We start from the raw sequence: 19,247 nt of genomic DNA, 5'->3' as shown, positions 1-19,247 counted from the left end.
GTGACTCCTAAGAGGACATTAATTGGTTGAGTTGTTTCAGCGCTTGTTTATGAAGCTGACAAATTCGAGGTGGCGTCAGATCCAAGACGAGGGCTATTTCGTGTAAATTGAGTTCGTGTTGATAAAACAGCGTCAGTAGCAATTGATCTCGCTTTGACAGTCGGCCTAGTGCGCTGTCTAAGCTACGACGAATGTGCTCGTGCTCCATGCCGTCGTATTGCCCACCAAAGTGGCTGTCGGTGCTGTTTTCCATCAGTTGATCGAGACTTTGCATTTCACCTGCAAGCGCCGCGTTTTGACGGTTGTAATAATCTTGCTCGTCGGTGCCGAGAGCTTTGATGATTTCTGAGTCCGTTGGCATGCGACCTAACGAGCGGGTGAGGTCACGTGTGACGTCGTTAAGCTCATGGGCTTGCTGACGTGTCTTACGTGAGCGCCAGTCTAAACGGCGCAGTTCATCTAAGATCGCGCCACGTACGCGGCAAACCGCAAACGCCGGGAAGTGAGTATCGTCAATGTCTCCATAACGACGTCCTGCTTCAACCAGCGCGATAAGACCAATTTGCTGCATATCTTCGATACTGCAATGGGAAGTGGCATGAACGCGAAGCTGGTTAACTACGCGTTTCACCATCACTTGATGACGTTGCAAAAGTGCGTTTTCATCAATCGGGCGTGATGGTGTGTTCACTTCCTCTGGTGCGGTGTACGTTTCTTGAGGGTTCATGTCTAACATGGTTGTGCTCCGTTATTGCACAACGTATTTCGTCAGCAGTACATCATCGATATCACGCACGATGTCAGTCTTCGCAAAGGCTACCAACAGCGTTTGCTTCACTTCGTTTTGCAGAATATCGATCGCGCCTGTCTGTTGTAGTTCATCGAAAGTTTTGTCGCTAAACAGCTTCAAAAGCGAGTTTTGAACCATTGGCATGTAGTTATCGATGTCTTTAATACGTTCTGGTCGACGGGTCTCAATAGCCAGCTCTAGCATGACAAAGTGCGTCTGTTTCTTGCCTTTAATGCTCAGCACAACTTTGTCTAGAGGGTGAAAGCTTGGGCCTTTGCTGGTTGGTTGTTCAGTCACAAGAAAAGACAAAGGAGAGTTCTCAAGCAGTGAGCTGGTTTCACCTGAATCTTGTGCCTGTTTATTGAGATACCAAATACCACCCATGATGGTGGCGGCCGAAACGAGGGCGCTGGTGATGATCATGGCGATAAACATGGCGATCATTTGTTGTTTGGTCATAACCTTTTTCCTCGATGACTAACTTAGGCTTGAGTGTTCAGCCAGTGTTCTGAATAGTTTGTTGTTGTATTGGATTGAAATGCGCTGGACTCACGTGCAGCGAAAATTGTGGTGTCTTCGTCATTCATCTGTTGTTGATGGCGCTCTTGACCTTGGTCGGCACCTACATTGACATCAACATGGACGAAGTTTTGTTCTTGTAGTTCAGTGCGTAAGCGTTCCGATACTTGCATCAAGGCTTCACGTGTTGCCGCCGTGTTTGCGTTGATCTGTACGCTCAATCGATCGCCCTCAACACGAACGAGTAAATCCAGTTTGCCTAGATCGGGCGGATCGAGACGGATTTTCGCTTCCTGAACACTTTGCTGTGCTTGCAAGGTGACTCGGTCATGCAGCACCTGCATCATCTGCTCGCCCCATTTGCCTGCACTTGTGTCCACTTTCACTGCTGCCCACTCTGAGCCTTGCGTATGAGCATGAGCTACTGTCGCAGCGCTCACTGCTTGAGCGGACGGAGCAGAAGTTTGAACGTTCAGTGGTGCAGTCGTTGCTTGCCCTTGCGCTGGTTGGTTCAACAATGCTTGAAAGTCTACGGCAGAGGTATTCACGCGTGCATTCGCAGAAGCTGTTTGGCTAATTTGAATATCTTGTTGTTGCGGTGATGTGTTTAACAAGGCATTAGCTTGCGCTGGGCTTGTTATTTTTGCTTCACCTTTTACTTCCAACGGATTGACTTTGTTGAACGACGCAACCGATTTCTCAGCCATGTTTAGCATGCCTTGCGTCAAGGTTTGCGCTTGCGCTGCAAGGTCTGGTGTTTCAGTTGGCGTCGTTGCACTCAGAAGAACATTCATTCCAGTGGTGTCAACAGCAGCATTTTCTTCCGTTGTTGCAGTTGTCGCCTCTTTGCGCTCTTCACTTGAGAACGTTTGTGCAGCAAGGCGAAAGCTTGGTACTGCTAGCTTTGATAATGTTGCGGATTGATTCAGAGGTGTATGCCCTGAAGCATTGCGCTGCGAAAAGCCTTGAACGTCTTTTGCTTGCGTGATTCGGCCTTCTGAAGCTGGAGCGGCATTTGACGATGGCATTGAAGAAGAAATCATCATTGTGTCATCTCCATTGTCATCGCTAGTTGATATGCCATAGCACGCTCTTGTTGATCGTTCGCCATGTTCATCTCTTTTTTGAGCTCACCAGTGGCTTTCTCTAATGCAGCAAAAGCATCCGCATGCACGGATTTAGCACGCTGAATCTCAGGTGCTAATTTGGGATCTTTCAAAAACGGCTTATGACTGATAAGCAGCTCTCGAAGCTGCAAATCATGGCGTTTTAGCGCGTGCCAATCCGCCGTCTTAGTGGCGAATTGGATTAGCTGAGATAAGTGACGGAATCGCTCTGGCGACACTTTATGCTTGTTGTCCAAAATTCATCCAACCTTCACGAATATTACCCATTACACGTTCGACGTTCATTAAACGGTCAGCGTCATTTTGTACGCTTGCGTAGTACAGTTCGACTTGACAGAAGTCGTACAGTTGGCGCAAGTTCTCTGCAATTTCGCCACCATTTTCGTCATCAAGGGCACTGGTTAATCCAATTAAAATGTTCATACATTTATTGATGCCAGCGCCTTTCTCTGCCAAACGCTTCGCAGCAAGATGGCCGCGAATGCGTTCAATTTCATCGAGTAAGCCATCAATAAGCATGATGACAAGTTGATGAGGGTTTGCTGCTGCCGCTTGAGCATCGAGGTCGACTTGTTGGTATGAGTCGTAACCGGAGTCCATAAGCATGAGATCTTCTCCTAAAGCCTTAGCCAAACATTGACATGGTTTGGTTCATTTGGGTCATTAATGTATTCATTTGAGTGAATTGTTTTAGGTAACGCTTGTACGACATGTCGTACTTACGTTCTAAAGTGGTTTGTTTGTCTGAGAGGCGATCTAAGTTTGCTTGCAGCGCTTCTTTACGAGATTTGAACGCACCAGAAGAAAATTTAAGGAATGGTTCGGCCATGGCATCCATTGAGTCAAGTAATGCACCGTCGCCATTGAACATTGCTTCTAAGCCTGCGCTATTGTTTTTTTGTGCCTCTGCAAATTTTTCTTGGTCCACTTTCAATTTGCCATGGCGATCCAACGTTACGCCTATTTCGCTTAAGCGCATGCCGCCGTGCTCGCCTCGGACAAGGCTTGATAGTTGGCTTTCAATTGAGCGCATGGTTGGGTCGCTAGCTAGAACACCGCGTTTTTTATCTTCACTGCCGATTTGTGTGTGTTCATCAATTGTAGATATCAAAGTGTTGTAGGCGTCTACGAACTTATTGAGCTGCTCTTTGGTTGCTTCGTCATCAGCGCCGATACCTAAACCAATCGCGGTTTCTCCAGAGGTCTGAGCCTTGGTTACGGTAATGTCTACGCCATCGATAACACCTTCAAACGTATTGCTCGAGTTAGTGAGTTTTAGACCAGTTTTCTCTGCACCCAACCAGATCACGGCATCTTGGGGGGCACTGATTTGACTAAGGTTTGTGAATGCATCTTCAAACCACGCTTGGCCTGTGCCCGTTGTGGACACGTTGATTTGGTTAGCGACGCCGGTTTCAGTGCTTGAAAGCATGAAGTGAGTCTGACCATTTGAGCGTACCAAGGTTGCGTTTACACCTGGGTTATCACTGTTGTTATTGATCGCTTTCGTTAGGTCACTCACCGTCGTTACACCATCACCGTCGGTATCGACCGTTGATAGATCAATCGTCATTGTTTTACCGTTGATGGTGAACTCAAGATTTCCTGTTTTTGGGATTTCAGTGGTTGCGTCTAGATCTGCTGGCATTCCAGTAGAAACTTGGTGTGACGTTGCTACTTGCTCGACGAATATCTGATAACTACCCGATAGAGCCTTAGCGTCTGCATTTGCAGTAAAGTAGCCTTCTTGAGAGATGGAGGTGGAGTTTTTAATGATGCTGTTTGTGCTGCTGTTCATTTCGTTGAGCGCAGTGCGGAACTCGCGCATGGCACTCTCAACTTTACCCAGAGCAGATAGCTGAGATTGATACGTATTGGTTTGCAGTTGGTAGCGTTGTTTAAAAGGTTGAATTTCGATCTGCGCGAACTGGGCTGCAAAGGTTGCTGGATCTATTGAACTCACGAGCTTACTCCCTCTCTCATTGGTAATTGGCGTAACTCTATGCCTTGAAAGTATGTCTTATCGCAAGATACGTGCCGAACTTAAATGTATTTATAAAACATTGACTTGCGATACTATTTAAATTTGAGAGGAAGTAGATTTTCCACCTTATGTGTTCCGCCTTCCTCTCGAAAACATCTAGTGTTTCCCTATAAGACAAGGCGACTAAAAAGCGGAAAATATTTAATTCATTTTAGGAATGTGACGTGTTGATTAAGCCGTTAATAAAGCGCTGCTTTAGGTGTTTCCTGCTATGTAAATAGGACTATTCCTACAGAGGAAGTACATCGATTTTTGGTATCTTTTAACTCGGCATATTTTGGTGTTTTAGCGCACCTTACCAACGTCAGGCTATCACTTAGAAAAGAACGACAGAAATGAATGAATTTGTTTTACGACTAATGAAATGCGCTCGATCTTACGAGACATTTATTAGTGCTAAGTTACTGAGCAAACAAAATATTAATGCGGATGAATTGGCCAGTATCCAGCAGGAAGCGATATCCACTTTCCCTGAGTTAAAAACTTATCAACAAGGACAGGGAAGCGAGACAGTTGAATTGGAGCTATTTAACAAAGTACTTCACAACATGATGCGAAAAATAGGCTTTAGGGTTCCTGAAGAGCAATGCGGGAATACAAGCTCTATTTATATACGTAGGTGATAAAAAAGCCTCCCATAGGGAGGCTTTTGCTTTTTGTACATATTAACAATATCGTACGTTCTAATTCGTTATTAACGAAGTAGAGACATTGCCATACTAGGTAGCTGGTTAGTTTTAGAAAGAACTGTAGTACCAGCTTGCATAAGCATTTGGTTCTTAGTCATGTTTGAAGATTCTACTGCGAAGTCTGCATCCATGATACGGCCTTTAGCTGCAGAAGTGTTCTCAACCATGTTGCCTAGGTTAGTCATTGTGTGCTCTAGACGGTTGATGTTTGCACCAAACTGCGCACGAGTAGCACCGATATCTTCGATAAGGCCACCAGCATCGCTGATTTTATCAAGAGCTGCTTTAGCTTTAGTTGCGTCACCGATACCGTCAGTGATAGCTGCGTCAGCAAGTGTAGCTGCTACTTTTTTGATGCTTGCAGATGCGTCTACGTCTAGAGTTTCAGCTGAAGAAGCACCGATTTGGAAAGTAACTGCGCCCGCTTCAAAACCACCACCAGCTGCTAGTAGTTTTTGACCACCAAAAGATGTGTTGCCCATGATGTTGTTTAGTTCAGCTGAAAGCTGTTTGAACTCAGCGTCCATTGCTGCGCGGTCTTTATCACTGTTTGAACCGTTCAAAGATTGTGTTGCAAGGTCGTTCATACGGTAAGTGATGTTGGTCATCTCTTCCATTGCACCTTCAGCAGTTTGCATCATAGAGATGCCGTCTTGAGCGTTACGCATTGCTACAGACATGCCGCGAGTTTGAGCTTCCAAACGGTTAGCAATTTGTAGACCTGCAGCGTCATCAGAAGCTGAATTTACGCGGAAACCCGTGCTTAGACGCTCCATCGCAGTATTTAAAAGACCACTTGTGCTGTTTAGAGTGTTTTGAGTTACAAGTGATGCGTAGTTAGTGTGCATTGATAAAGCCATCTTAGTCTCCTTAGTTTATCACTATTTCTTTCAGGCCTTGGGATATTCCCTAGTCACTAACTAGAGGCGGTCGCTTGCCACTAATGATTAATTTGAAAATTAAAAATTTTCTAAAAAAGATCAAAATTGATGATTTTTAGTGACTTGCATTCCACTAAGTTGGGGTTTGTTACCGTTTTAGCGTTAGTTTCCGATGTGTTTTGATCGGCATAAGATTAAGGCAGAGAGAAAATCTAAAACGAGAAAAGTAAAAAAGCGCGAATCATTCGCGCTTTTTAGTTTAGCCATGAGGGTTGGGTTTCAGCTATTCCTCATCAAAGGAACGGAAAGACAGGGAAGTAGGGATGTCACTGAAGTAACCAAAGTAATAACTTGCACCGAGCAGTCGATAGCGGTTGAGTTCGACTTGGCTTGCAACGCGACCAGCAACCCACTGGTATTTGTGTTTTCTTAGAAATCGCGCAATGGGTAAAAATGAGTGTTGATCTTGTTTGTTCTCTATCGTTACCGAGAGTTTGATCATATCTGGATCAAATTCAGCAATACGCTCAAAATGCGTTTGGGATGTGGCTACTTCAAACCACAATGCAAACGCATTTTCCTTCAGTTTTTCGACAAGCGTTTCCATGCGTTCGTGAAGGCACAATGTTTCATCTGCTTGTAAGGATGGGATGACATGCTGGAAAGCGGCTGAGTGAAACTGAACCATCTGCTCAAGAAAATACACGCCCGGATCCCACAGCAGTGCATCGACGCGAATGGGTACGACGACGTTGCTGATTAAATCTGGATGAAAAGCTTCTAATTGAAATTGAGTTTGTCGTAAGGCGAGATAAAGGCTGAACAAATCTAAGCAGTATTGCATTTGTTCGGAAAGCTCAAACTGATAAACGCTTTGCTCTCCGCGCAATCCGAATCTCAAAGTGAGGTGTTGGTACACCACCTCACCGGATTGAGTTTCACGAATGGCTTGGCAAGCGTGTTGGATGTCATTATGTTTGAGTGCTTCAAATACCAATTGATCGTCGTCCGTGACGATGTGTTGTACCGCGAGACTACAAAGATATTCGTATATCGCGTGTGTTGAAATAAGATTAACCAAGGTTTCCTACCACATTGATCTGTTTGTTTTCTGGAATTTCGTTGTAAGACAGCACAGCCAATCCTTGAGTGAAAGTACGCGCATAACGCGCCAGTAGTGGGCGTAATTGCGGCATTACAAGTAGTATTGGCGGTAAGCCTTGCTGCTTAAGTTGTTGTCGAATCAAAGGTAAGTTTTGTTGGAACTGACCAAGAATATTCGGTTCGATTGGGAAACTATCGAGAACCACTGTACCTGAAGCTTGCGCTTGTTGCAGCGACGTCAGTAGCATTTGCTCCAATTCATCCGATAAAGCGTAAACATTGAGCTCAGGTTTTTGTCCTGCAATTAAGTTAACCAGCGTGCGTTTTAGTGCGCAGCGAACATCAGCCGCTAACAAAATCGGGTCTTTCGTGTTTTCTGAAGACTCCAGCATGGTATTCGCAATGGTTCGGATGTCTTTTAGTGGCACCTGATCAAGCAATAGCTGGCGGTACACTTTGAGCTGTTGAGCTGGGTTTAGCGCAGCTGCTAAGGCTTCTGCCAATTTCGGTGCTTGTTGGGTTAAGCGCTGCGTCATCGCTTCTACATCATCGTGTGTAAACAATTCTGCAAGGTTGGTTTTCATGATTTTGCTGATGTGCGTTGCGATCACGGTACCGTCGTCCACGACTTGGTAACCCATGTTGAGCGCTTTCGCCTTGTCTTGGTGTTCAATCCAAACCGCAGGAAGTTGGTAAGCAGGATCGCTCCCTAGAATGCCATCGATTTCACCGTAGGTGTCGCCAACGGCAATCGCCATTAAACGCTCTGGTTCGATGAAGCCCTGCTCAATCACTTCGCCATTAAGAGAAATGGTGTATTGGTTCGGTTTTAGGCTTAGGTTATCGCGAATGCGAACTTCTGGTAGAAGAAAACCTACCTGTTCTGAGAGGTTACGACGTACACCACGAATACGTTGCGAAAGTGGCGCACCTTGATCCTTGTTTACCAAGTGAACAAGACGGTAACCAAGCGCAAGAGACAGGGTGTGCACGTGTGGGATGTCGTCCCATGTGAGTGGTGTGTCTTCCTCTTGCATGGCTTGAGAAAGTGCTTCCACCTGTTCGATTTGCGTGTCTTGAACTGGTTTCTTACTTTGTCTCCAACCTGCAAACCCTAGTGCGCCAGCAAATGCAAAGAATGCAAGGTGCGGCATGCCCGGAACCATACCAATGACCGCCATGATCCCTGCAACCGTAAACAAGGTTGCTGGAGTTGCGAGCAACTGTTTCTGCATGGTTTCTGACATGCCGTTGTCGCTGTCATTGATGCGAGTCACAATGATTGCAGCTGCGGTTGCCAGTAATAGCGATGGAATTTGCGCTACCAAGCCATCACCGATGGTTAGCAGTGCATAAGTTTTGAATGCTTCAGACGCTGGTAAGCCGTGTTCGAAAACACCGATGCTGATACCACCGATGATGTTGATGAATAGAATCAACAGACCTGCGACTGCATCACCGCGAACAAATTTCGACGCACCGTCCATTGAGCCGTGGAAGTCGGCTTCGTTCGCAACTTCTTTACGGCGCAGACGAGCGGTTTCTTGATCAATCAAACCGGCGTTTAAGTCCGCATCGATCGCCATTTGTTTACCCGGTAGGGCATCCAATGTAAAACGCGCGGAGACTTCTGAAATACGTTCACCACCTTTGGTGATAACCACAAAGTTAATGATCATCAAGATGATGAAGACCACCATACCGACAACGTAGTTGCCGCCGATCACCACTTCACCGAAAGCTTGAATGACTTTACCGGCGGCATCGCCACCGTTATGGCCTTCTAGCAATACGATTCGGGTTGAGGCGACGTTCAGCGTTAGGCGAAGTAAGGTTGCCACCAACAAAATGGTTGGAAAAACAGAAAAGTCGAGTGGTCGCTTTGCTGTGGTACTGACCAGCAATACCAAGATCGCCAATACGATGTTAAAAGTAAACAGCGCATCCAATAGCAATGGTGGTAATGGCAAAATAACCATCGCCAGAATCATCAGCAAAACAATGGGGATGCCAATGTAGCCTTTGGTTGAGGTTTGAAGTTGTTTTAACCGAGTAAGCATACTTTCGTGTCCTTGGATAAACGCGGGTTAATCAGTGCTGCAAGTGTTTTGGAATTGAAAAATGAGGCAAAGGTGTCGGCTTTTTTCCGTCTCCTTTACGAAAGGCTTTCAACTGCAAAACGTAAGTAAGAATGTGTGCCACGGCGATATAAAGTTGGCTTGGAATCGCTTGCTCTATCGCGGTGGTGTGATAAATCGAACGTGTCAGAGGTGGGGAGTTAATGATTTCCACCTGATTTTCTCGCGCGATACGTTGAATGTGCATGGCTGTTTCATCGACGCCTTTGGCGACCACAAATGGTGCATCTGAGAGCGACGGCTCATATTTTAGAGCGACTGCATAGTGAGTTGGGTTTGTGATCACTACGTCGGCGGTCGGTACCATTTTGTCGATTTTTCGGCGCGCAAACTGCTGCTGAATTTGGCGTATACGTTGTTTTACTTCCGGGCGGCCTTCGTTGTTTTTGAATTCTTCCTTCAATTCTTGCTTAGTCATGCGAAGTTCTTTGAGGTGTTCCCAACGTTGGTAAGGAATATCAATCACACCAAACAACAGCAAAGCAAATCCCATCAAGAGCAGTCCTTCAAACAAGATAGACATCACCATTGAAAAACCTTGGTTAAGCGGAAGGTTTTGAATGCCTAACAATGGCTGAAGGTGATTGTCCAAGTAGCCGTAAAGGATGCCGAAAATCACTGTTACTTTGATTGTCGACTTAACCAGTTCCACCAACGAACGCGTTGAGAAAATACGCTTAATGCCGCTGAGCGGGTTGAGTTTACTCAGTTTTGGTAACATGTTTGCGGGACGAAACATCCATCCGCCCAAGACCATACTGCTACCGAACGTCACGATGATGATAACCGTGAAAAGTGGCAACAGCATTTCGATGATCATGCCAAGGCTCTGACCCACTTGTTCTACCATTTGCTGTGGGTTTTCTAGGTCGGCTTTCGTCAACGACATGTTATAGCGAAAAATGCCGAACATGCTTTCCCAGATGCTATTGATTTGAGAGTAAAAATACAGCGCTACAGCCATAAAAATGACTGCAGTGGTGAACTCTTTCGCTCGTGGAATTTGGCCTTCCTGGCGGGCTTTTTTAACTTTCTGGGGGGAGGCCTTTTCGGTTTTGTCTTGTGACGACTGATCGCTCATGCGCCCCCCAACATAAAGTTGTTTAAGTGTCGGATCGTCTCATGCACCAGCGCGGTGTAGCGGCCCGGAACACCGGAAACAGAAATCAAAACACTGAACAGGCCAAGTAGCATGGTCATCGGAAAACCTAGCGCATAAACGTTCAGAGACGGTGCGGCGCGGTTCATCACACCAAAACTGATGTTCGCCAACAACATTGACACGATGGCGGGCAGCGCAAGTGCGAGAGAAGCGGCAAACATCCAACCAAACACGTTGATCACGCCTTGCAGTGATAGGGCCGTGATGCCTGAGCCAACAGGCCACACCACAAAACTCTGAATAACGATGTCGATCACCAGTAAGTGCCCTTCTAGTGACAAAAAGAGTAAGGTCGAAAAAATCAAAAAGATACGGCCTAGAATCGCCACCGACAGACCATTCACAGGGTCGTTCATCATTGCCATACCCAAACCCATCTGCAAAGAAATGGTTTGGCCGAGCATGGTGAACACGTTAAACAGCATGTGCAGAATCAGACCGAACATCAAACCCCAAATCGCTTGCTCAAATGCGAGAAACAAAGAGGTTAATGAGAAGAGTTCAACCGCAGGCATTGTTGGCATTAATGGCGCTGTGATGACCACGATAGAGAGTGCTAATAAGCTGCGAACCCAAATCGGAATCAACGCGTCACCAAAAAATGGCATGGATAAAAATACCGCTCCCACACGAAAAAACGGCCACCAAAGTTGACCGAGAATTGCAGAGAGGTCTGCAAATGTGATGGCCATCAGCCAATCATCCCCGGAATGTTGTGGAACAAGAAATCAAACAACTCCATGATTTTGCGAAGAATCCAGTGTCCTGCAAAAATCACCATCAACAGAGTGACGATCAGACGTGGTAAAAAGCTCAATGTCTGTTCGTTGATTTGCGTTGCCGCTTGGAATACCGCAATACCCAAACCCACAATCAGGCCTGGCACTACCAGTACGGCCACCATCAAGATGATGAGCCATACCGCATCAGAAAATAGAGTAACGGTTAATTCAGGTGTCATTATGGGCTCCTGTTAACCGAAGCTGGCTGAAAGAGTGCCGACCGTCATCGCCCAGCCATCGACCAGAACGAACACCACCAACTTGAATGGCAAAGAGACGATAAGTGGTGAAAGCATCATCATACCCATGGCCATCAAGACGCTAGCGACCACCAAGTCGATGATCAAAAACGGAATGAACAGCATAAAGCCGATTTGGAACGCAGTTTTAAGCTCACTGATCACAAACGCAGGAAGAACAACGGCAAACGAGATGTCTTCTACTTTTTGATCGAGCGGCTCATTGGCAATTCGCAACATTTGCTCAAGAGAGCTCTGATGGGTTTGCGCCAACATGAAGTTGCGCACGGGCTTTTCCGCCACGGAAAATGCTTGAACCAGCGTAATTTCACCATTGTCGTATGGTTGGAATGCGTTCTCGTAGATATCCGTCCAAACTGGGCGCATGATGAGCAGAGTAAGCGTTAATGCAATACCCACTAACACGCGGTTTGGCGGGCTCTGCTGCAAACCAAGCGCTTGGCGCAAGATAGCCAGCACCACAATAATGCGTGTAAAGCTCGTCGCCATCAAAATGAAAGCAGGAAGGAAACTGAGCGCCGTCATCAACAAAAGAATTTGTAGTTTAACGCTATACTCTTGTTGTGCGTCGCCGTCCGTAACGGACAGAATTGTTAAGCCGTTGTCTGCTGCCATTGTTGGGAATGCAAACAAAAGTGACACCAATACCAACAAAGGTAACCAACGATGCCAAGCGCTCAGATTGTTCATTGTACTGCCTACCAAAAATTATCGACCAACGCCGCTTAATGCCGAATCGTGTACGTCAATCAAGCGAAGACCGTATTTGTCATTAACGACAACTACTTCCGCATGGCCAAGTAGGGAACCGTTCACTTTTACGTCCAATGGTTCGCCGTTCAGCTTTTCAAGTTCAATGACGGTGCCTTCGCCCGCTTTCATCAAGTCACCAAGTGGAATCTCTTTACTTGCGACTTCAAGCGTGACAGTCACAGGGATGCTTTTGAAAAAGCTCAGGTCGCGCTCTGCAGCAACAGGTTCAGGTTGGCGCGTTGTTTCAGCGTCAAAGTCTTCTAATTGAAAATCATCAAAGTTCAGTTCATCTGTGTCGAACGCTTTAGTTTCAGGCGCTTCGCTCATCGCTGCGTTTCCTTATCCGGGTTAAAAATCAAAACAAGCTGTCCGTCTTGCTCAGCAATACGGCCAGTAAAGAGAGGTTGATTGCCAATGCTTACCGGTACGGTATTCAGTAATTCGATTGGCATGATGTCATCAGGTTTTAGGCTGACCACGTCACTTAGAGCCATCGTTTTTTTACTCAATACCACGTTAAGACGAACTGGCGTTGATTCTAGGGAACGACAAAAAGGTTCATACAAATCCACGTCTGATTGCAGCTCAAGCTGTTCAATCAAGGTTTGGATCAGATGCGTGTCCAGTTTTAAGTACATCGACCCTTGATAACCTTCAAAGGTGATATTTAATTGGACACATAAGCCTATGCCGCGTGGAGCTTCATACTCACATGCTTCCCACATGTCTTGCGGTGCTAGCCAACCGATAATAATGCGGCTGATTCTTTCCTGTAGGCGAAGATCACTGGCAGTCAGTGTTGCGACTGAACGCTCTGTATTAGCGCCATAAAAACGGTCTGCTAATTTAACGAGAGTCTGAGTATCACCGTGAACAAATACCATGCCACCTTCTTGGTGCTTATGGGTGGATGTCTGATCTTTGTCCATCATTGCAGGAGAGAATCGATGCAGGTCTACGGAGGTTAAGCTAGCTTCCACTTTGTTTGTACTGAGCCAATTTTGCAATTCATTCGTTAGGCTTGAACAAGATTCTGAAATTAAATTTTCAAGCTTATCTCGAATGATATGAATAGGCTTGCCTAATAATTCGACATCAAGAGGTTTGATATCGGAAATAGACTCACTAACTCTAGTTTCCATTTATATTTTACCGTGCGTTAACAAACTAAGTTCTTCTAACTTAATATTCGGTAGTCTACACAGAGTTTTTCATGATGTTTTAGTTTTAACTTCGAATTATGTGACTTTAGTTCACATGTTGCTTATGTCAGTACATACGAAGCTTTTAATAAAAATTAAAAAGGGTTAGTTTCATTTATAAATCGGTTAATAAGTAAAAATAACAATTTTTGAGCAATCTTTGTTGTTATTTCACCAGGATCCTCTATCTGGTGACTAACGTGATTATTATAAAAATATTAATATAACTAGTTGTTTTATTGGTCTTATCTCGTTTGTTTTATGGGTGTTCCAGCTCATGCTAAACGTTTGCCAATCAATTTAAATATTTCAGAATAGGTAATTAACATGATTAGCTATGCCAGTTATAGAGCTTCAGTGGCATATTTAATTAAACTGCTTAAGTCATGGAAATGTAAGATATACCTTTCCTTTCGTAGTTTGATAATAATTTGTAACGTCTTTTTTTCTTTGGGTTTGGTCAATTTTAATCCAGCCATGTCTGGTGAGGTATTGACAGTTCCAATGGATATTTCTAATTGGTCTTTCAAAGGAAATAAATTTGAGTGCAACCTGATGCATTCAAAAATTCCAATGGGGAAGTTTTATTTCCGTGCGGAACCAAATAATCAAATTTTATTTATTTCCGATATACGCAACGAAGGGAATAAATGGCAAGGTGTGACATTAATTAGTCAAAATGCACCGTGGGATAAAGAGCTTTATAGAAAAGTCGAATCTTCTCTTACAGTTACCAAGCCTTCTCGTCGATTTGTATTCCGTAAAGGCGCCCCCTCATTAATGAAGGCGATTGCCGGTGGTAGTTGGATTACGTTGGTATTGGAAGGAAAAGATGCTTCCGCTTTGTCAGAAGTAAGAATCCCAACAATTCAAATTCAAAAGGCACTGAGCGAATTTAATGCGTGTCTTGAGCGACTACCGAAACTTTCGTTCTCACAAGCAAGAGACATCGTTTTGCCTTTTCAATTCGGTCAGAAAACACTAAATGCGACTCAGCAACAGACGTTAGCTGCGCTCTATAGCTATCTTTCTGTTGATGACCGAGTGACGAAAGTGCTAATCGATGGCCATACCGACAATGTTGGACCAAGGCTCACCAACCTTTCGGTATCACGTTTACGTGCTCAACAAGTGGCCGATGCACTGATTGCTCACGGTGTAAACCCAAATATTATCGAAGTCAGATCTCATGGTGACCGATATCCGGTCGCAAATAACAATACAGCAGCTGGTCAGGCAAAGAATCGACGTGTGACGTTACGCCTAGTCAGAGACAACGAACGCACCATAGAAAAAAACACCATGTACGTACAACAACAGACTCAACAAAAGAAGGTTAAGGTTCAATGATGACGAAAACGAATATTTTGTTGGTTGAGCCGAACGAACACCTTGCTCAACCTGTACTGGATGTGCTGAAGAATGCCGGTTACACCGCAAAGCACACACGTACAGGGCGAAGCGCACTGTTAGAAGAGCGCGCAAGCATCACGTTAGTGAGCTCTACGCTACCGGATATGTGCGTACGTGAGTTTGTTGCGTGTCACCAGAAGCAGCGTAATGCTGGCGTTGTGATTGCGATTGTGGATCAAGAACAAGGCGTTTTGGCTGCAGAGACTATGAAGTCGGGCGCGACCGATTACTTGTTGCGTCCGTTTGAAGCGAATCAGCTCATCAATTTGCTAAAGCGTGTTGAAGCTCTTGGCAAACCAATGGCGAACATTGTGGCTGAGTCATGGCGCAGTAAGCAGGTGCTTCAATTGGCGCACCGTGCAGCGTGTACGAACGCGAGTGTGTTGATCACGGGTGAGTCTGGTACGGGTAAAGAGGTGCTAGCTCGATATGTACACGAACACTCTCCTCGCATTAATGGCCCATTTGTTGCAGTGAACTGTGCCGCGATTCCTGAATCGATGCTAGAAGCGGTGCTTTTTGGTCATGTGAAAGGCGCGTTTACTGGCGCGACGAATTCGCAAAGCGGTAAGTTTGAAGAAGCAAACGGCGGCACGATTTTGTTAGATGAAATCGGTGAAATGTCTCCTGCAGTCCAAGCCAAACTTTTGCGCGTACTTCAAGAGCGAGAAGTGGAACGTGTGGGCAGTCACAAAGCCATCAAGCTTGATATTCGAGTGATTGCAGCAACCAACAAAGATTTACGCGAAGAAGTGCAAAAAGGCACCTTCCGTGAAGATCTTTACTACCGATTGGATGTGTTGCCATTGCATTGGCCACCACTTCGCGAAAGAAAAGAAGACATTTTACCGATCAGCCAATTCTTCGTTGAAAAATATCAAGATAGCAGCCGCTGTCACTTATCTCAGGATGCGATCAGCGCTCTGAGTCAGTACCACTGGCCGGGCAATATTCGTGAATTAGAGAACGTTATTCAACGTGCCTTGGTGATGCGCCATGGTGACTACATTACAGCGCACGATCTGATGTTACCGATTGAACTCATTGCCCCAGTGCCTTCCATGGAGCCAAAGTCCAGCTTTGGTCATGTAGAAGCGAAGAAGCAGGCTGAATACCAATTTATTTTGGACAAATTACGTCAGTTTGGTGGAAACCGAACCAAAACCGCAAACGCCTTGGGAGTATCAACCCGAGCGCTACGTTACAAGCTCGCAGCCATGCGAGAACACGGTATTGATTTACAGTCGGCTCTAGGCTCGGCTGCCTAATAGGAGAAAAATATAGATGGCAAGTCAACCTACTAATGCGGTCTCGGCAGAGCAACTCATGTTGTCAAAAATGCAGGCGATGCAGGCTCAAGTGCAGCCGCCTGAATTTATCGTGAGTGCCAACCCTTTAGATCAACAAGCACTGAATGCTCCACTGTCGTTTTCTCAAGCGATGACGAACGTGTTGGATACAGTCAATCAACATCAATCTGCGGCCAGTCAAAAAATGACGGCGGTAGAAACTGGGCAAAGTGACGACTTAGTTGGCGCAATGGTCGCAAGCCAGAAAGCCAGCTTATCGTTCAACGCTCTTATGCAGGTGCGCAACAAAGTGGTTGCCTCTTTTGAAGATATTATGAAGATGCCGGTGTAATTCATGTCAGAACTAACCCCCCAAGTTGCAGGAAATACGGCCATGACGACCAGCACGACACAAGCGTTCTCGCCAGCAGGCAACATGGACGACGTGACAAATAAGCTTAAGCAGCTTTGGTCAAGTAGCCAACGAAATCTTGTTCTATCCGCTGTTCTCGCGGCGATTGTAGCGGCGATCATTGTGGTTGCGCTTTGGAGTTCCTCTCAAAGCTTCCGTCCGCTTTACAGCCAACAAGAGCGATTCGATATTGGCGAGATTGTCTCGGTCTTAGAGAGTGAAGGTGTGAGCTACCGCATGCAGGAGCAGAACGGCCAAGTGCTGGTTCCTGAAGGTGAGGTGGCTCGCATTCGTATGTTATTGGCGTCAAAAGGCGTAAAAGCGAAACTGCCAACCGGATTGGATTCGCTGAAAGAAGACAGCTCATTAGGTACCAGCCAGTTTATGGAGACTGCGCGTTACCGTCATGGTTTAGAAGGTGAGTTAGTACGCACTATCATGTCGCTAAACTCGGTAGCGAATGCGCGTGTTCACCTTGCGATTCCTCGTCAAACTTTGTTTGTACGCCAAAACGGTGAAAACCCGTCTGCATCTGTCATGCTCGAACTCAAACCGGGTGAAGACCTTAAGCCAGAACAGGTTGAAGCGATCATCAACTTGATCGTCGGCAGTGTGACGGCGATGAAGCCTGAGTTTGTTTCTGTCATCGATCAATATGGCCGACTGTTGAGTGCAGATGTGGCGTCGGCAGAAGCGGGCAAAGTAAACGCGAAGTATCTGGAATACCAAAAGAACGTTGAGAAGCAAATCATCCAACGTGCGGCAGACATGCTAACGCCGATTGTTGGCCCTAGTAATTTCCGTGTTCAGGTTGCAGCCGATATGGACTTCAGCCAAGTGGAAGAAACGCGAGAAATCCTTGATAACGCGCCAGTGGTTCGTAACGAACACACCATTCAAAACAATTCGATTGACCAAATCGCGCTTGGCGTACCAGGTTCTCTCAGCAACCAGCCTCCAGTGACTGGTGACGCGGCGACAAACGACAGCCAAAACACCAATGCGCGTTCTGAAGTGAATCGTCAATATGCGGTTGGCAGCAGCGTGCGCCGTACTCAGTACCAACAAGGTCAGATTGAGAAATTGAGCGTATCGGTTCTATTGAACTCAAAAGCATCGCCAGACGGCGTGGCTTGGAGCGATGCAGACAAAGCGCAAATCTCTACCATGATCACCGATGCCGTTGGCATTTCAGCCGCGCGAGGTGACAGCTTGAGCTTGATGAGCTTCAACTTCACACCGATTGATATCGACGCGCCAACAGCTCTGCCTTGGTGGCAAGACCCTACGGTTCAACAGCCATTACGTTACGTGATCGGTGGGATGTTGGGCTTGGCGATGATCTTCTTTGTGCTGCGTCCATTGATCATGCACCTAACCGGCGCAGACAAGCCAGTGCCTGAACTGAACTTTGCTGAGCCGCCACAAGAAGAGCCAGATTACGACAACTTACAAACACGTGAAGAGCGTGAGCATGAAGAAGTGCTTAACCGTCGTCTGTCTGAAAAAGGCATTTCTGCCTCGACGGGTCTGGATGTGAACAGCGACATGCTGCCTCCGGCAGGTTCTCCACTAGAGATTCAATTGAAACACCTACAGCTTATTGCTAATGAAGAGCCAGAGCGCGTAGCCGAAATACTGAAACAATGGGTAAACATCAATGAACACAGCTCAGTTGACGTCAAAACAAACGCTTAGTTATGTAGAACAAACCGCGCTTGTGCTACTGGGCATGGGCGAGGATGCTGCGGCCAAAGTGTTGCAGCATTTCACCCGCGATGAAACACAGCGTGTGACTCGCGCAATGGCGAAACTGAATGGCATAAAAAGCGATTCAGCACGCGGCGTGATTCAAAACTTCTTTGAAGATTTTCGTGAGCACAGTGGCATTCGTGGTGCATCGAAAGAGTACTTGTCGAACACCTTGCGTAAGGCGCTCGGTAACGATCTTGCTAAAGGTCTGTTGAACAACCTGTACGGTGACGAAATTCGCAACAACATGCAGCGTCTGCAATGGGTAGAGGCTGAAACGCTGGCGCGATTTATCGTCAACGAGCACCCGCAGATGCAAGCCATTTTCTTGGCTTATCTGCCAGCGGATAGCTCATCTGCTGTGCTGAAGCATCTGCCGCAAGACTACCATGATGAAATCATCTTCCGTATTGCGCAGCTACAAGACATCGATCACCAAGTCGCGACCGATCTGCATGAACTGGTTGAACGTTGTATCGAAAAAGTGTCTGCAAGCCAAAGTGTACCGCTTTCTGGCGTTAAGCAAGCGGCAGACATCATCAACCGCTTTGAAGGCGACCGTGGTTCACTGATGGAAATGCTCAAACTGCATGATGAAGAAGTGGTTAACGCCATCGAAGAGAACATGTTTGACTTCATGGTGCTGGGCCGTCAACGCGAAGAAACCATGGACATGCTCGTACAGCAAATTCCACTCGAGCTTTGGGCTACGGCACTGAAAGGTTCGGATATCACGTTGCAGCAAGCGATCAAACGCTCAATGCCACAACGTATGGTGAAAGCGCTAGAAGACGATATGGAAGCGCGTGGTGCAGTTGCACTAAGTCGAGTTCAGAAAGCGCGCCAAGACATCATGCAAATGGTGCGCGAGCTTGATGAGTCGGGTGAAGTTCAGTTGCTTCTATACGAAGAGCCAACGGTGGAATAAAG

21 protein-coding genes are annotated in these 19,247 nt (G+C 46.2%); 6 read left to right on the top strand and 15 right to left on the bottom strand.

The annotated features are described in order from the left end of the window. Positions 1-7 precede the first annotated feature (7 nt). Genes lafS through fliD form a run of 6 tightly spaced genes read right to left on the bottom strand, consistent with a single transcriptional unit; the run spans position 8 to position 4,399 of the window. Complete coding sequence (lafS, locus tag ACF8OV_RS03190) at positions 8-736, bottom strand: lateral flagellar system RNA polymerase sigma factor LafS (protein WP_005462772.1); 729 nt, start codon at positions 734-736, stop codon at positions 8-10. Positions 737-748: 12 nt separating this feature from the next. Beyond that, positions 749-1,249: a flagellar basal body-associated protein FliL gene (fliL, locus tag ACF8OV_RS03185; protein ID WP_005462773.1), complete on the bottom strand. Its 501-nt coding sequence runs from the start codon at positions 1,247-1,249 to the stop codon at positions 749-751. Between the two features lie 23 nt (positions 1,250-1,272). Beyond that, positions 1,273-2,355 (bottom strand): flagellar hook-length control protein FliK, encoded by a 1,083-nt coding sequence (locus ACF8OV_RS03180; RefSeq protein WP_203503503.1) that lies wholly within the window; start codon positions 2,353-2,355, stop codon positions 1,273-1,275. After that, complete coding sequence (locus ACF8OV_RS03175; RefSeq protein ID WP_005478392.1) at positions 2,352-2,672, bottom strand: hypothetical protein; 321 nt, start codon at positions 2,670-2,672, stop codon at positions 2,352-2,354. Before ACF8OV_RS03175 ends, ACF8OV_RS03180 begins: the two co-directional genes overlap by 4 nt. Further along, a complete protein-coding gene (gene fliS, locus ACF8OV_RS03170) occupies positions 2,656-3,042 on the bottom strand; it encodes a flagellar export chaperone FliS (protein ID WP_005462778.1) in 387 nt (128 codons plus the stop codon). The genes ACF8OV_RS03175 and fliS overlap by 17 nt, the downstream gene beginning before the upstream one ends. 19 nt (positions 3,043-3,061) lie before the next feature. Further along, complete coding sequence (gene fliD / locus ACF8OV_RS03165; RefSeq protein WP_203503501.1) at positions 3,062-4,399, bottom strand: flagellar filament capping protein FliD; 1,338 nt, start codon at positions 4,397-4,399, stop codon at positions 3,062-3,064. Between the two features lie 416 nt (positions 4,400-4,815). Between fliD and ACF8OV_RS03160 the strand changes: the two genes are divergently transcribed. Next, entirely contained in the window at positions 4,816-5,103 is a 288-nt protein-coding gene (locus ACF8OV_RS03160) for a hypothetical protein (RefSeq protein ID WP_005499873.1), read from the top strand. Positions 5,104-5,174: 71 nt separating this feature from the next. On the opposite strand, the gene lafA is transcribed toward ACF8OV_RS03160, so the two are convergent. From lafA to ACF8OV_RS03115, 9 genes are all read right to left on the bottom strand, one after another. After that, the gene (gene lafA / locus ACF8OV_RS03155) at positions 5,175-6,029 is read right to left on the bottom strand and encodes a lateral flagellin LafA (RefSeq protein ID WP_005462780.1); all 855 of its coding nucleotides are present in this window, start codon (positions 6,027-6,029) and stop codon (positions 5,175-5,177) included. A gap of 304 nt (positions 6,030-6,333) precedes the next feature. Beyond that, entirely contained in the window at positions 6,334-7,131 is a 798-nt protein-coding gene (locus ACF8OV_RS03150; RefSeq protein ID WP_011106532.1) for an EAL domain-containing protein, read from the bottom strand. Then, positions 7,124-9,214, bottom strand: coding sequence for a flagellar biosynthesis protein FlhA (gene flhA / locus ACF8OV_RS03145; RefSeq protein WP_005478396.1), 2,091 nt, complete (start codon positions 9,212-9,214; stop codon positions 7,124-7,126). The genes ACF8OV_RS03150 and flhA overlap by 8 nt, the downstream gene beginning before the upstream one ends. Positions 9,215-9,245: 31 nt before the next feature. Beyond that, a complete protein-coding gene (gene flhB, locus ACF8OV_RS03140) occupies positions 9,246-10,373 on the bottom strand; it encodes a flagellar biosynthesis protein FlhB (RefSeq protein WP_005462787.1) in 1,128 nt (375 codons plus the stop codon). Further along, on the bottom strand, positions 10,370-11,146 hold the full coding sequence (fliR, locus tag ACF8OV_RS03135) for a flagellar biosynthetic protein FliR (RefSeq protein ID WP_021484135.1): 777 nt from the start codon (positions 11,144-11,146) through the stop codon (positions 10,370-10,372). Before fliR ends, flhB begins: the two co-directional genes overlap by 4 nt. After that, a complete protein-coding gene (gene fliQ / locus ACF8OV_RS03130) occupies positions 11,146-11,415 on the bottom strand; it encodes a flagellar biosynthesis protein FliQ (RefSeq protein WP_005462792.1) in 270 nt (89 codons plus the stop codon). Before fliQ ends, fliR begins: the two co-directional genes overlap by 1 nt. A gap of 12 nt (positions 11,416-11,427) precedes the next feature. Further along, entirely contained in the window at positions 11,428-12,186 is a 759-nt protein-coding gene (gene fliP, locus ACF8OV_RS03125) for a flagellar type III secretion system pore protein FliP (RefSeq protein ID WP_005462793.1), read from the bottom strand. Between the two features lie 18 nt (positions 12,187-12,204). Further along, positions 12,205-12,576, bottom strand: a complete 372-nt coding sequence (gene fliN, locus ACF8OV_RS03120; RefSeq protein WP_031814703.1) for a flagellar motor switch protein FliN — start codon at positions 12,574-12,576, stop codon at positions 12,205-12,207. Next, positions 12,573-13,391, bottom strand: a complete 819-nt coding sequence (locus tag ACF8OV_RS03115) for a FliM/FliN family flagellar motor switch protein (RefSeq protein WP_005462796.1) — start codon at positions 13,389-13,391, stop codon at positions 12,573-12,575. The genes fliN and ACF8OV_RS03115 overlap by 4 nt, the downstream gene beginning before the upstream one ends. Before the next feature lie 387 nt (positions 13,392-13,778). On the opposite strand from ACF8OV_RS03115, the gene ACF8OV_RS03110 reads away from it, so the two are divergent. From ACF8OV_RS03110 to ACF8OV_RS03090, 5 genes are read left to right on the top strand one after another with little or no spacing between them, the layout of a single operon-like run. After that, on the top strand, positions 13,779-14,801 hold the full coding sequence (locus ACF8OV_RS03110) for an OmpA family protein (RefSeq protein ID WP_317676233.1): 1,023 nt from the start codon (positions 13,779-13,781) through the stop codon (positions 14,799-14,801). After that, complete coding sequence (locus ACF8OV_RS03105) at positions 14,801-16,132, top strand: sigma-54-dependent Fis family transcriptional regulator (protein ID WP_272149683.1); 1,332 nt, start codon at positions 14,801-14,803, stop codon at positions 16,130-16,132. Before ACF8OV_RS03110 ends, ACF8OV_RS03105 begins: the two co-directional genes overlap by 1 nt. Before the next feature lie 16 nt (positions 16,133-16,148). Next, the gene (gene fliE, locus ACF8OV_RS03100) at positions 16,149-16,505 is read left to right on the top strand and encodes a flagellar hook-basal body complex protein FliE (protein ID WP_005462799.1); all 357 of its coding nucleotides are present in this window, start codon (positions 16,149-16,151) and stop codon (positions 16,503-16,505) included. Between the two features lie 3 nt (positions 16,506-16,508). Further along, positions 16,509-18,263: a flagellar basal-body MS-ring/collar protein FliF gene (gene fliF, locus ACF8OV_RS03095; RefSeq protein WP_031776906.1), complete on the top strand. Its 1,755-nt coding sequence runs from the start codon at positions 16,509-16,511 to the stop codon at positions 18,261-18,263. Next, a complete protein-coding gene (locus ACF8OV_RS03090) occupies positions 18,226-19,245 on the top strand; it encodes a flagellar motor switch protein FliG (protein WP_005478340.1) in 1,020 nt (339 codons plus the stop codon). Before fliF ends, ACF8OV_RS03090 begins: the two co-directional genes overlap by 38 nt. Positions 19,246-19,247 lie beyond the last annotated feature (2 nt).

The organism is Vibrio sp. GLN_1, from assembly GCF_043106015.1.
GTDB lineage: Bacteria > Pseudomonadota > Gammaproteobacteria > Enterobacterales > Vibrionaceae > Vibrio > Vibrio parahaemolyticus.
This window is presented reverse-complemented; position numbering and strand designations above follow the sequence as displayed.